Consider the following 12822-nt stretch of genomic DNA (forward strand, 5'->3'; position numbering starts at 1 on the left):
TCAGTCTATGGCGCGGAGCATCTCCCGGGCGTGGGTCCTTGCCGACTCCCCGACCTCCTCACCCGCGATCATGCGCGCGACCTCGTCGACACGTTCCTCGGCGTCCAATTGGTCGACCGAAGTGTGGACACGGCCCTTTGCCTCGGACTTGCGGATGAGGAAGTGGACGTCGGCGGCGGCGGCGATTTGGGGCAGGTGGCTGATCGCCATGACTTGGTTGTGGGCGGCCAGGGCCGCCATTTTTCGTGCCGCCGTCGCCGCCGCCCTGCCACTGAGGCCCGTGTCGATCTCGTCGAATATCAAGGTCGGCACTCCGGCGCGACCAGCTGACGCCACCTTGACGGCCAGCATGAGCCGGCTGAGTTCGCCTCCACTGGCGACCTTGCCCAGCGGGCGTGGCGGCTCCCCGGCGTTGGCGGTGAACAGGAACTCGACGAAATCTTGGCCTTCGGGGCCGGTCGCCTGCCTGTGGAGACGGACGACGAACTCGGCGCTCGGCATGGCCAGTTCGCGCAGTTCAGCCGTCACAACCTCCGAAAACTTCGCCGCGTGCGCCTCGCGCACCGAGGTCAGGCGGTCCGCCGTCGCTTGGAGCGTGGAGTGGGCCGCATCCACTTCGACCGCCAGTTCGTCCTCGGACATGTCTTCTCCTTCGAGGGTCGCCAACTCGGCGCTCGCCGCGGCGAGATGCTCCAAGATCGCCGCCTCGTCTTCGCCGTACTTGCGTTTGAGTCGGGACAGCAGGTCTAGTCGGGCCGCCACCTCCTCAAGGGCCGCCGGGTCGTCGTCCAGAGTCGCCGCGTAGGCGCGCACCCCGCGGACGGCGTCGACCAGGACCGCCTCACCTTCGGCCAGGTGGTCGACTGACACGCCGAGGCTCGGGTCAAGGTCGGCCAACTGACGGAGGGCACGAAGGCTGGTCTGGACGGCTGAGACCGCCGACCCCTCGTCGTCCGCCAAGGCGGCCAGGGCGTCTCGGACACCGGTCGTCAGACGGGCGACGTGCTTCAGTCTCAGGAGGCGTCCCTCCAACTCCTCGGTCTCGCCGACGACCGGAGAGACGGATTGGATCTCGTCGATCTGGAACTTCAGCAGGTCGACGCGTTGCTCGCGGGCGCGCTGCCCGTTCCGCAAGGAAGCGAGACGGCGGGCCAGAGACTCGTGGCGGCGGAACTGTTCCTCGACCGCGACAACCAAGGCGAGGGCTTCGTCGCCGATCCAAGCGTCCAAGAACCCGCCTTGCCGTTCCTGGTGCATCAAGGCCTGGTGGTCGTGCTGGCCGTGCAAGTCGACGAGCAATGCACCGATCTCGCGCAGGGTGCCGACGGCGGCGGGGCGGCCGTTCAGACGCACGGTGGAACGGCCGTCGTGGCTGACTTCGCGCTGGACCACCAGTTGCCCGTCGTCGAAGGCGACGCCGTGTTCGGCGCACTTGGCCATGGCCAAGGGGTTGCCGCGCAGGTCCACAAGGAGGGTCACCACCGCCCGCGCCGCGCCATGGCGGACAAGGTCGGCGTCGGCGCGTGCACCTAGGGCAAGGCCGATGGCGTCGACCAACAACGACTTCCCCGCCCCCGTCTCACCGGTCAAGACGGTGAACGCGGCGCCGGGACGGAACGAGGCGCGCTCGATCACCGCGACGTTCTCGACGGTCAACTCCTGGACCATTGCCAAGGATTCTGACGGGGAACGGCCGGACGTGGGTGCGATAATCAGCACATGACCTCGGCAGGGCCAGGCGGGCAGGCCGTTCGGCGGGCGGTGGTCGTCTCACTGTCCACCACGGTCGTGGTCGTCGTGGCCAAGCTCGCCGCAGCCGCCGCGTCCCACAGCATCAGCGTCCTTTCCGAGGCCTTGCAATCCCTCGTGGACGTCGCCATGTCGGTGCTGACGCTGTGGACGGTGCGCCTCTCCAGCATTCCCGCCGACGACGACCACCCCTACGGCCACGGCCGGGCCGAAGTCATCTCCAGCGCGGTGCAGATGCTGGTCGTGATCGGGACGGCGGCGGTGATCGCCTGGCAGGCCACCCTTCGCCTGGCGACTCCTCGGGAGATCGACCCCGACTGGGGCCTTGCCGCGATGGCCTTCGCGATCGTCGCCAACACGGTTGTCAGCCGGCACCTGGTCAAAACCGCCCGGCAGTACGGCTCGGCAGCCCTTGAAGGTGAAGCCCAGCACCTGAACGGCGACACGTGGGCGTCGGTCGGTGTTCTGGCGGGCCTCATCGCGGTCAAGGGGACGGGCTGGCCGGTCCTCGACCCGCTCGTGGCCATCTTCTTCACCGGACTCGGTGCGTTCTTCGCGGTCCGTCAGCTCGTCCGCCTGACCCACCAGCTCATGGACGGTTCGCTTCCCGCTGAGGAAGTCGCCCGGGTGGAGGAGGCCCTGCGCCGACACGGGCATGTCCGCGGATTCCATAACCTCCGCACCCGCCAGACCGGTCAGGTCCGGATTGTGACCCTGCACGTCTTGCTGGACGACGACCTGACGTTTGTGGAGGCCCACGACCTGGCCGAAGACGTCGAAGCCTCGCTTCGTGACGTCCTTGGCGGTGCCCTTGTCACCGTCCACTATGAGCCCTACTTGGCCGAACTTGAGCACCAGGCTCGGGAACACCAGCCGTCCGAAGGCATGTAGAATCGGCCCATGAACACCGCCACCCCCAGTGCCGCCGCCCACGGCGTCCGATGGGACCTCTCCGCGCTCTTCGCCAGCCCCACGGACCCCAAGATCTCCGCGGCCTGGGACACGGCCCATTCCCGGGCGGACGCCTTTGTCGCCCAATACAAGGGCAAGGTCGACGCGCTGGCCGCCCCGGCGCTCGCCCAAGCCATCCGCGAGATCGAGTCACTGCAGAACGAGGCGGCCAAACCCATCATTTACGCCCACCTCCTCTTTGCCGCGGACACCAGCGACCCGGCCCTCGGGGCGTTCCTGCAAGACCAGACCGAGCGGTCGAGCGGGCTTCGGGTCAAGTTGATGTTTTTCGACATCGAGGTCCAAAAGATCGACGCGTCTCGGGCGGAGACCCTGTTCGCCGAGCCCGACCTGGCTGAATACCGCCACTACCTGGACGTCGTCCGCGCGTACACGCCGCACATGCTCAGCGAGTCGGAGGAAGTGCTTTTGGAAGAGTGTGCGAACGTCGGGTCGCGGGCCTGGGTGCGGCTCCACGACGAACTGACCGCAAACTACGAATACACCTACACCGACCCAGGCACGGGCGAGACGTCGGTGATGACCGAGCAAGAGGTCTTGGAGAACCTCCGGCACACCGACCGCGCAGTACGGACCGCCGCCGCGGACGCCTTTTCGACTGGCCTGGGCTCGATGCAACGGGTTATCACCTACGTCTACAACACCCTGCTTGCCGACAAAAAGCTTGAGGACCGGCTGCGCCGGTTTGACGCCGCCGAAGACAGCCGGCACCTTTCCAACGAACTGGACAAGCCGACCGTCGACGTGGTGATGCGGCTCTGCCGAGAGCGTTCCGACCTTGTCGAGCGCTACTACAAGGTCAAGCGCGAGGTGCTCGGCCTGCCCAGCCTGACCCACGTCGACCGGTACGCGCCCCTGAACGACACGAAGCAACAGGTTCCGTGGGAGAAGGCCCGCGAGATGGTCGTCGACGCGTTCGGTTCGTTCCACCCCGAGATGGCGGCCCGGGCCGACGAGTTCTTTGCCAAGAACTGGATCGAGGCCGAACCTCGGGCTGGCAAGACCGGTGGGGCATTCTGCAGCTACCTCACTCCCGACCTTCACCCGGTCGTCCTCATGTCCTACTTGGGCAGCCTTGAGAACGTCGAGACCTTGGCCCACGAACTTGGCCACGGCGTCCACGCGTCGTTGAGCCGGGCGCAGTCGCCCTTCAACTACCACGGCACCCTGCCGTTGGCCGAGCTTGCCTCGATCTTTGGGGAGATGATCGTCTTTGAGAAACTGACGGCCCAGGCGGACGCCCGGGACAAACTCGCCCTCTACGCCGGCAAGATCGAGGGCATCTTTGCCACCGTCCACCGCCAAGCGGCGATGTTCCGCTTCGAGCAGCGCAGCCACCAAGCCCGCCGTGAACTGGGCGAGCTGACCGCGGAGCAGTTTGGCGATATTTGGCAGGAGGAGCTCCAGTCGATGTTTGGCTCGGGCCTCACCCTGGGCGAGCAACACCGCACTTGGTGGATGTACGTGGGCCACTTCTTCCACACGCCGTTCTATGTGTACGCCTATTCATTTGGCGAACTGCTGACCCTGTCGGTGTACGAGTTGGCCAAGCAGGGCGGCCCAGACTTTGCCGCCAAGTACCTCGACGTGCTCCGCCTGGGCGGATCGAAGACTCCGCAAGAACTGATGGGCGTCCTCGGCGTCGACCTCCGCTCCGAGGCGTTCTGGCAGGCGGGCTTTGCCGCCATCGACCGACTGGTCACGACGTTCGAGGGCCTGTGGTCAGACCTGAAAGGAGCCTGATCACAAGTCGAGCCGTCCGTCGGTCTCGGCCCTGAGCTTCATGCCCAAATGGGTGGCGGCGGCGGGGGTCGCCGTCCTCCCACGCGGGGTGCGGGCGAGAAGGCCGCGTTGCAAGAGGTACGGCTCGACAACGTCCTCCAATGTCCCCGAGTCCTCGCCAAGTGTCGCGGCGATGGTCTCCAGCCCGACCGGGCCGCCGCCGTGGGTGCCGACGATCGCGTAGAGGTACGCCCGGTCGAGGCGGTCAAGGCCCTTGTCATCAATCTCGAGGGCGCCAAGCGCCTTGACGACCACCGGGAGACCGATCACCTCGACCCCGTCGACAGTCGCGAAGTCGCGGACCCGACGCAGCAAGCGGTTGGCGATACGCGGGGTTCCCCGCGACCGCCGGGCGATCTCACGCGCGCCGTCGTCGTCGATCACATACCCCAGCAGATGCGACGAGCGCGTGACGATTTGGAAAAGGGCGGTCTCGTCGTAGAAGTCGAAGTGAAAGACGATCCCGAACCGGTCGCGCAGCGGGCCGGTCAACAAGCCTTGCCGGGTCGTCGCGCCGACGACCGTGACTGGAGGGACCTCCAGCCGGATGCTCCGGGCCGCCGGCCCCTTGCCGATCAGGATGTCCACCCGGCGGTCCTCCATTGCCGGATAGAGGACTTCCTCGACGGGTCGGGGGAGGCGGTGGATCTCGTCGATGAAGAGCACCGCCCCTGGTTCCAGGTTGGTCAGGATGCCGACCAAATCGCCAGGGACTTGCAAAGTCGGGCCGCTGGTGACGTGGGCCGTCGTCCGCATCTCATTGGCGACGATATGGGCCAGCGTCGTCTTGCCCAGGCCGGGCGGGCCATAGAGGAGCAGATGGTCGAGACTCTCGCCACGCTTCTGGGCGGCGTCCAAGAAGACGGACAGGTTTGACTTGAGCGACTCTTGACCAATGAACTCGTGAAGGAGGCGAGGCCGGAGCGAGACCTCGGGCCCCGCGTCGGCGGGCTGCAGATTCGGGTCCAGTTCGCCGTGGCCGTTCATCGCGCCAACACCTTCAGGGCGGTGCGGATACGCTCTTCAAGGGGCTGAGCCGTGTCACCGTCGGCGGCGGCCGACTCCGCCTTCGCCCGGGGGTATCCAAGGGCGACGAGGGCCGACACGACCTCGTCTTCGGGTTCCGACGCCGCATGGCGAGACGTGACCACCGCCGTTCCCCGGGACCTGAGCCCAGAGCCGATCTCCAGCACCTTGTCCTTGAGGGTCACCGCGATCCGCTCCGCCAACCGAGGCCCGACCCCAGGGGCCTTGACCATGGCCTTCACGTCCTGGATGGCGACCGCATCACGCACACCGCCTGCCCCGAGGGTGCCGATCAGGGCCAGACTTGTCTTGGACCCGCATCCTTGGACGTCCCGCAACATGTCGAACAGGGCCCGTTCTTCTGGGCTAGAGAACCCGAACAGGGAGAGGTCGTCCTCCCTGACGATCTGGCGCACCCAGAGGTCGATGGACATGCCTGTGACGCCGAACTCGACCAAGGTGGTCTCGGGAACCTGGACTTCGTAACCCACGCCGCCGACATCGACGACCAAACGTCCTCCGCCGACCTCCCAGACCGTCCCCCGAAGCCGCGCGATCACGGCTGCATGTTAGCCTATGTCTACTGGTACCCGCTAGGGGGCCACGGTCAAAGCGTGTGCGAAAGGAACCACTGGGGCAGGTCCGACTCACGGTACGCCTTGTCCCAGGAGTTGTGGTCGACCCCGGGATACATCGTCAGCCTGACGTCGCCACCGGCCTTCTTGACCGCCTCGACCGCCTCAATGGAGTTTTCAGGTTTGACGACCGGATCGGCGTCCCCATGGAAGACCCACAGAGGGATGTGGCGGAAGTCCTCGCCGACTTTGTCGAGCAAGGACCGGCCGCACACCGCCGCCGCGGCGGCGAAGCGCCAACCCAAGTGGGCGGCAAGGTCAAAGGTGCCGTGGCCGCCCTGGCTCAATCCGGTGATGTACCGGCGGTGCGGGTCGACGGGGAACTCGCCCTCGACGTCTCTGAGGATGCCGTCCAAAAGCTCTTTGCGGTCCGCCCAGAGGGCCTTGACGTCGTCCTTCTGCGGGCAGACGACAAGGAACGGCCACCGTGTCCGGTCGCGGCGGACGGCGTCGGGCAGCCCGATCGCGGTCTGGAGCAAACCGTCGGTCCCGCATTCGCCGGCCCCGTGCAGGAAGAGGATCGTCGGGCACGGCCCCTTGACGCCCTTCGGGACGTGCACCTGGTAGTTCGAGCCTTTGTGCTCGCGGTCGAGAAAGCCGGTTTCCACCCTTCCAGTCTAGCCGAGGCCGACGCCCTTGGCGGCCCACAGGAACCCACGCCTCAAGGTCTCTCGCGCCCCGCCGCTGGCGACGTCGCTGGGGCGGTGCCCAAGGGCCGAATAGAACACCCTGCCCTTGCCAAACGTCCTCACCCAGATCTGGGGTAAGTGAGACGGGTTGCCACTATGGGGGCCTGGCACTTTCGCGTTGGGAAACTCGGTTGTGGCCAAGACCAGGTTGCCCGGATCGGTGTGCAGGTAGTACTGCTCGCTCTTGACCGGGATGTCGTCGATGCCCGTCGTGATCGGGTGGTCGATGTCACGCCGGATGTTGACCGTGTATTCGACTCCGTCGTCGCCGGGGTGGGCGACCCACTGCCCGCCGGTGAGGAACTGCCACTCCGTGTCGTTGCGGAAGGCGTCGCACATGCCGCCGTGGCATCCCGCCATGCCGACGCCGTGCTCGGCCACCGCGGTGATGACCGGGCCGCGTTGCTCGGGCGTGATCGTGCCCATCGTCCAAGTGGGGACGATCAGGCTATATGCGGTCAGGTCGAGGTCGGCAAAAGCGTCCAAGGTGTCGGACACCGTCACGGCGAACCCTTCGGCCTCAAGGATCTCGCGGAAGAGACCCGCCATCGCTTCAGGCTGGTGTCCGTCCCAGCCCCCCCAAACCACCAATGCCGACCGATCTGCCATCGTGGTCAGGATACCGGCGGGGAGACGACGACGTGGGAGGTCAGGGAATACGGGCCCACGGGACCGACGCCCGGCATCATGAGTTCGACAAAGTGGGCGGTCCGGCAGCCGGGGTGACGAGGTGGCCGGCGGTCGTCACTGACAAGCCACCGGGCGTTCTCGAACCTGCCGTCCGCCGCATGGGCCGCCCAAACGCGGCGACCAAAGGGGGTCGGACTGTCGACGTGCCAGGCGTCACCGTCCCACCTTGGCAGTGGCGCGGGCCAGGGTGTGCCCGACGCAGCGGACGAGCATAAGGCGGCGAAGGCCCCCGCCGCGAATCCCGGCAGGGCCCCGACATGACGGACGTTCGGGCACACGGCGAACGAAGCCGTCGCGGGAAGGTCACCGACATAGACCGACGATGCGTCGGTGCACCAAAAGGGGTCGTTGGCCCCGTTGACCAACAGGAGGGGCACGGCGATGTCCCCGGCGTAAGTCACGGGGTCGAGCCAGCCCGCCAGACCGGCGGCCGGCCCGTCGGCGGCCATTTCTTGAAGCCCGAGGGCGGTGTAGTCCTCCAACATCGGCGAGTAGCCGTCCCAGTCCGCGACTTGCTTGCGCATCTGGTCGGCGGCACGCAGGTTGTCGAAAACCCGGGGTGCGGCGCCGACGACGCGCGGGTCACCGGTGGCGGCGGCCAGCCACGTCGTCCAGCCCCGCTTGCTCGCCCCGGTCAGGACAAACCGTGTCCATTGCCCGTCACTGAGTTCTGTCGCGGCGTCCATGGCGGCGAGCACCGCCACGACCATCGGCACGAGGACAGCCCACGCGCGGTCACCGGTCGAGACGGCCTGCAGAAACGAATAGGCGAGGAGGGCGTCCTCCTGAAGGTCGTACGTCGGTTGGTTGGGGACGTTGAACAGCGTGACGACGGGCAACCGGGCGGCGCTCCCCAGTCCTTGCGACACCATGTCGTCGGCCATGCCGGAGTCGTCACCCGTGATTTCGATCAGACAGGTGTCTTCGGCGACCGGGTCGGGATGCCTCCATACCGCCAAATCGTGCCGCCACGTCCCGTTTTTCCATCCTTGACTTATCAGGGCGTCCGGTCGTTTTTTTCCTTCGACAAGGTTCCACGGGCCCGCCCTGACCTCTCGCCAGCCCGCCTCCTCGCCGAACATGTCGCCAGGATACCGGGCGGTTTTCTTGACTTCCCGAACTAAATCTGGGACAATAGGGGTTGTACGTGCCAATCCGCTTGGCACAACGGGTGGACCACATGAAGGTTTTTAAGACGCACGCCTGGCTGTTCTGCGCCGGAGCGATGTTGCTCGGTTCTGTCGCCAGGGCCAGCTTGATCGACGCTTCGATCCTCATCGAGAAGGCAGCCAATAACAAATCGATCACGGTCAAGTATGAGGGTGCGGCGGCCGCCAGTGTGGAGATGCGCGTCAACGGCGTCAGCATCCTTGCCAAGAACCTGGACGACGCGGCGACCGCGGGCGAGACCGAGTTTGCCGTGGACACCGCCTACCTGAAGGACGGGGACAATCTCGTTGAGATCTTCCTCTTCGACAAGGAAGGCAAGAAGCTGGGCTCGGAGAAGACCCAGATCAAAGTCGACCGCACCGGGATGGGCCCGGCCTACATCGCCAAGCCGCTCAACAGCAGCACGGTGATGGGCAACGTCGACATCCAGCTGGGGTTCAAGAGCAGCCTGAGCAATGTCTACGTCAGTTTCTTCATCAACGACGAGTTCAAGGCGCTCAAGAACTACCCGCCATACAACTACTTGTGGGACACCACCCGCGTCCCCAACGGTTGGCATGAGGTCCAGGCCCTCGTCGTCGACGAGACCAACGCGACCTTCCGGACTGAGAAGTTCCGCCTGTTCGTCAACAACCCAGGCGGCATGACCAAGCGGTTCGGCGCCTCGGCCGTCGCTCCGGCCAAGCCCAGCGAAGCCCCGAAGACGACTCCCGCGGTCGCGCCGACGGCGCCAAAGACGACCCCGACGGTCGCCCCCAACAGCGTCAAGCCGTCGGTGACGGAACCGGCCGGCTTCAAGCCCGCCGAAGGCGCCAGCAAGGCCTCGGCGACCGCCCCGGCCAACACGGTCAAGCCCGAGATCAATGCGACCCCGACCGGCCCGGCCGTGACGAAGCCCGAAAAGCCCGCCACGATCGAGATCGACGGCTCTAAGCCCGCCACGACCAAGCCCGAAGTGACGAAGCCGGTGTCCACCAAGCCGGTTGAGACCACGAAGCCGACCGAGGCGACCCAGCCGGCCGTCAAGCCGACCAAACCAGCGAAAGACTTGGTCGCCGTCAACTTCGGTGTCCGTGTCCCGAACATGGGCGCTTACGCGGTCTACTTTGAGGGCAAGAAGGTCAAGTTCGACGTCCAGCCGCAGGCAAAGGACGGTGTGCCCCTTACGCCGTTCCGTCACTTGATGGAGCACCAGGGCGCTGTCGTCGATTGGCACAAGAAAGACCAGACCGTCACGAGCACGATGCCGGGCCAGACGATCTGGTTCCAAATCGGCAACGACACCGCCAAGGTGAACGGACAAGACTTCCGCTTGGAGATGGCCCCGTTCATCACCCACGGGCGCAGCATCGTCCCCCTGAGCTTCATTTCTGAAGCCCTTAACGTGGACGTGGACTATGACCCGGCCACCGGCCACGTGCTAATCCGCAAGCGCACACTGATCGCCAAGAAGAACTGAGCGTCAGCCCACGACAATCCGGCGGCCCCACCAATTCATTTGGTGGGGCCGTTTCACTTGCTCGTCGCGTCTCGTCAAAGTTGGCAAATGCCAATGGTAATTGGCATGCGATTACTGATAGTTCAACGAGCCTTAAGATTGGGGCAGAAGCCGCCGAAGAATTCCATTGGGCTCATACTCCCGACGAGCCCGAAGGTGATGGAAATGTCTAACCCCGCCGACCGACGCAGTTTCGCAAGGTTCGAGATCCTTGACTACGCGATGGTGTCTCTCCTGTCGGAGACCACCGCCATCAGGTCGGTCGTCGTGGACGTCAGCCTGGGCGGATGCCAAATCCGCTCGCGTGAGCAGTTTGAGCCAGACAAGACCTACACCCTCAAGATCGGCCGCGGCGACCACGATCCTGTCGAGATCCAGGCAGTGGCTCGCTACAGCAAACTGATGGAAGACTGCGACCTGTACGCGACGGGCTTCCAATTCCAATCAGGGACGGCCGCGGAGCGGATCGCATGGGCCGAATATGTCCACGCGGTCTTCAAAGACCAAGGCGAGATGCTCCTGGGCTAAGCCAGGTCAGTGTGAGCAGCCGCAACCGCTGCCACAACCGCCGCCGCCTTCCTCGGTCTTGAACGAGGAACCACAGCCGCAGGTGCTGACGGCGTTCGGGTTCGAAATCTTGAACCCTCCCCCCATCATGTCGTCGACGTAATCGACCTCGGAACCATCCATGTACTGGAGGCTCAGGCCGTCGACGAATATCTTCACGCCGTCCTGCTCAAAGACGACGTCCCCCGCTTCGGCCTCGGCGTCATCGAGGGCCATGCCGTAGCTGAGGCCCGAACACCCGCCGCCCGCGACCCAGACACGGAGCGCACTGCCCGCTTTGTCCTGGCTTGTCATCAAATCCTTCAACTCGGTAGTGGCGCGCTCGGTGAGGTTGATCGGCATGGTTGTCTGCACTCCGTCGGGAGACGTGTTTGAAATTGTGCCATAGCCTTGCCGCAATCCCAAGGGCACGGCGCGACATGGGGACCCACCATGGACGAAATCGAGACCTTCGGCCATAATCAGGGTTCCTGGCGACCACCGCCGGGGATCCAACCACCACAGCCATGCCATACGTCGTCACCGAGCCTTGCATTGGAGTCAAGGACAAGTCCTGCATGACCGTCTGCCCTGTCGACTGCATCTATGAGATCGACGACATGGTGGTCATCCATCCCGACCAATGCATCGACTGCGGCCTTTGCGAACCTGAATGTCCGGTCTCCGCGATTTTTGTCGACACCGACGTGCCGACCAACTGGAAGGACTACATCGAGAAGAACCGCACCGAGGCCAAGAAGGCCTGCGGCGAAGGCTAAACACCGGCGCCCGTCACCTCAGGTTGGTGATGAACCTGTCCCACTTCGGCTTGTCGACGCGGCCGAACTCTTGGAACATGAAGCCCGCTCGGTATGTCCCTGGACGGTCAGGGTCTTCCTGACAGTGACGGCATACCGCGGTGGCGCCGATCGCCCCCAGTGACGTCGCGATCGTCATCGACACGGTCACCCCGGGCTCGACCGGCTCGTCACACGAGACACCAATACCGGTGAAGCTGGCATCGAGGGCCTTGGCGGTGCACACCCGCCCGTCATGGTGAAACTGCACGGCGACCGCCTTCAGCTTATAGCGCACCGTCTCGCTGGACTCGACCATCCTGGCCGCCGACAAGACCACAAAATCTAGCCGAAGGTCTCGCTCTGCCTGGGCTGTCTCGTCCGGCAGCCGGTCGTCGCCCAGGATCGCCTCCAGCTTGGCAAGAAAGACGACCGAGACCATGTGGCCGTAACCTTCCACGCGGTACTCGTCGCCTGCTGTCGGGACAGCCGAACCTGTCAGCCCCAAGAGGACGCGGTTACCCGACATCTGCTCGATCCAGCCGTTGAAGATCTTCGAGTCTTTCAACCGCTGAAACCGTGCCCGGGTACCGACAAACTCTGCCAGCTTCATCGCGTGCCTCCAAGGTGTATATTGTCGGCAGGTCAGCAGGCGACAATAAACTAGCGGCCGACACTTTTTTGTCTGATGCACGAACGCCAGCCCACAAAGGACTCCCGCCTGGCCCAAGCACAAGACCAGTTCGTCCTGGAATGGGGGCGCATGAGTTCCAGTTGGGGCATCAACCGGACAATGGCCCAGATCCATGCCCTGCTCCTGGCGACCGGGGACGGCCACAGCGTCGACGACCTGATCGAGAGGCTGCACATCAGCCGGGGCAATGCCAGCATGACCCTGCGTGACCTCATCGACTGGGGGGTCGTCCAGCGTTACCGCAACCCAGGGGACCGCAAGGACATCTACCGGAGCACCGACGACGTCTTCCACATGTTCGGGCGCGTCGTCCGCGAACGGAAAAGGCGTGAGATCGACCCCACGATCGCGGCGATCCGCGAGTGCCTCGCCATGGTGCCCGAGGGCGACACCTCGACCGAGGCACAAGTGTTCCGCGACAGACTGACCACCCTCCTGGAAGTTTTTGGGATTATTGACACGGTCTACCAGCAGGTTTTTGAGTCAGACGAGACATTCCGGAGTATGGTGGAAGCATTCGGGTCTGGCAAAGGGTCGGGAGACGCCGGCACGTCCCGTGGACAAAGTTGAAGCG

The 12822-nt window shown here is 64.9% G+C and carries 14 protein-coding genes; 6 read left to right on the plus strand and 8 right to left on the minus strand.

Features of this window, described 5'->3' with window-relative positions; translation table 11 throughout:
• Entirely contained in the window at window positions 1–1668 is a 1668-nt protein-coding gene (recN, locus tag KF857_02890) for a DNA repair protein RecN (protein ID MBX3110930.1), read from the minus strand.
• Between the two features lie 51 nt (window positions 1669–1719).
• Between recN and KF857_02895 the strand changes: the two genes are divergently transcribed.
• Window positions 1720–2640 carry a cation transporter gene (locus KF857_02895; GenBank protein ID MBX3110931.1) on the plus strand — a complete coding sequence of 307 codons (921 nt, stop codon included), beginning with the start codon at window positions 1720–1722 and terminating at the stop codon, window positions 2638–2640.
• Between the two features lie 9 nt (window positions 2641–2649).
• Complete coding sequence (locus KF857_02900; protein MBX3110932.1) at window positions 2650–4464, plus strand: M3 family oligoendopeptidase; 1815 nt, start codon at window positions 2650–2652, stop codon at window positions 4462–4464.
• On the opposite strand, the gene ruvB is transcribed toward KF857_02900, so the two are convergent.
• Genes ruvB through KF857_02925 form a run of 5 tightly spaced genes read right to left on the minus strand, consistent with a single transcriptional unit; the run spans window position 4465 to window position 8625 of the window.
• The gene (ruvB, locus tag KF857_02905; GenBank protein MBX3110933.1) at window positions 4465–5490 is read right to left on the minus strand and encodes a Holliday junction branch migration DNA helicase RuvB; all 1026 of its coding nucleotides are present in this window, start codon (window positions 5488–5490) and stop codon (window positions 4465–4467) included.
• Window positions 5487–6089: a Holliday junction branch migration protein RuvA gene (gene ruvA, locus KF857_02910; protein ID MBX3110934.1), complete on the minus strand. Its 603-nt coding sequence runs from the start codon at window positions 6087–6089 to the stop codon at window positions 5487–5489. Before ruvA ends, ruvB begins: the two co-directional genes overlap by 4 nt.
• A gap of 47 nt (window positions 6090–6136) precedes the next feature.
• Window positions 6137–6772, minus strand: coding sequence for a prolyl oligopeptidase family serine peptidase (locus tag KF857_02915; GenBank protein ID MBX3110935.1), 636 nt, complete (start codon window positions 6770–6772; stop codon window positions 6137–6139).
• Window positions 6773–6781: 9 nt separating this feature from the next.
• Window positions 6782–7462 carry a ThuA domain-containing protein gene (locus KF857_02920; GenBank protein ID MBX3110936.1) on the minus strand — a complete coding sequence of 227 codons (681 nt, stop codon included), beginning with the start codon at window positions 7460–7462 and terminating at the stop codon, window positions 6782–6784.
• A gap of 5 nt (window positions 7463–7467) precedes the next feature.
• Window positions 7468–8625, minus strand: a complete 1158-nt coding sequence (locus KF857_02925) for a hypothetical protein (protein MBX3110937.1) — start codon at window positions 8623–8625, stop codon at window positions 7468–7470.
• Window positions 8626–8723: 98 nt separating this feature from the next.
• Between KF857_02925 and KF857_02930 the strand changes: the two genes are divergently transcribed.
• Entirely contained in the window at window positions 8724–10172 is a 1449-nt protein-coding gene (locus KF857_02930) for a hypothetical protein (protein MBX3110938.1), read from the plus strand.
• 204 nt (window positions 10173–10376) lie between these two features.
• On the plus strand, window positions 10377–10739 hold the full coding sequence (locus KF857_02935; GenBank protein ID MBX3110939.1) for a PilZ domain-containing protein: 363 nt from the start codon (window positions 10377–10379) through the stop codon (window positions 10737–10739).
• Between the two features lie 6 nt (window positions 10740–10745).
• Here KF857_02935 and erpA read toward each other — a convergent pair whose 3' ends face one another.
• Entirely contained in the window at window positions 10746–11120 is a 375-nt protein-coding gene (gene erpA, locus KF857_02940) for an iron-sulfur cluster insertion protein ErpA (GenBank protein MBX3110940.1), read from the minus strand.
• A 164-nt stretch (window positions 11121–11284) separates the two neighbouring features.
• Here erpA and KF857_02945 point away from each other — a divergent pair, with 164 nt between their 5' ends.
• Window positions 11285–11536 carry a 4Fe-4S binding protein gene (locus KF857_02945; GenBank protein ID MBX3110941.1) on the plus strand — a complete coding sequence of 84 codons (252 nt, stop codon included), beginning with the start codon at window positions 11285–11287 and terminating at the stop codon, window positions 11534–11536.
• 13 nt (window positions 11537–11549) lie between these two features.
• Here the strand turns inward: KF857_02945 and KF857_02950 are convergent, their stop codons facing one another.
• Entirely contained in the window at window positions 11550–12167 is a 618-nt protein-coding gene (locus KF857_02950; protein MBX3110942.1) for a PilZ domain-containing protein, read from the minus strand.
• A 75-nt stretch (window positions 12168–12242) separates the two neighbouring features.
• Here KF857_02950 and KF857_02955 point away from each other — a divergent pair, with 75 nt between their 5' ends.
• Complete coding sequence (locus tag KF857_02955; protein ID MBX3110943.1) at window positions 12243–12818, plus strand: MarR family transcriptional regulator; 576 nt, start codon at window positions 12243–12245, stop codon at window positions 12816–12818.
• Window positions 12819–12822 lie beyond the last annotated feature (4 nt).

Source organism: Fimbriimonadaceae bacterium, assembly GCA_019638795.1.
Taxonomy (GTDB): Bacteria; Armatimonadota; Fimbriimonadia; order Fimbriimonadales; family Fimbriimonadaceae; genus JAHBTB01.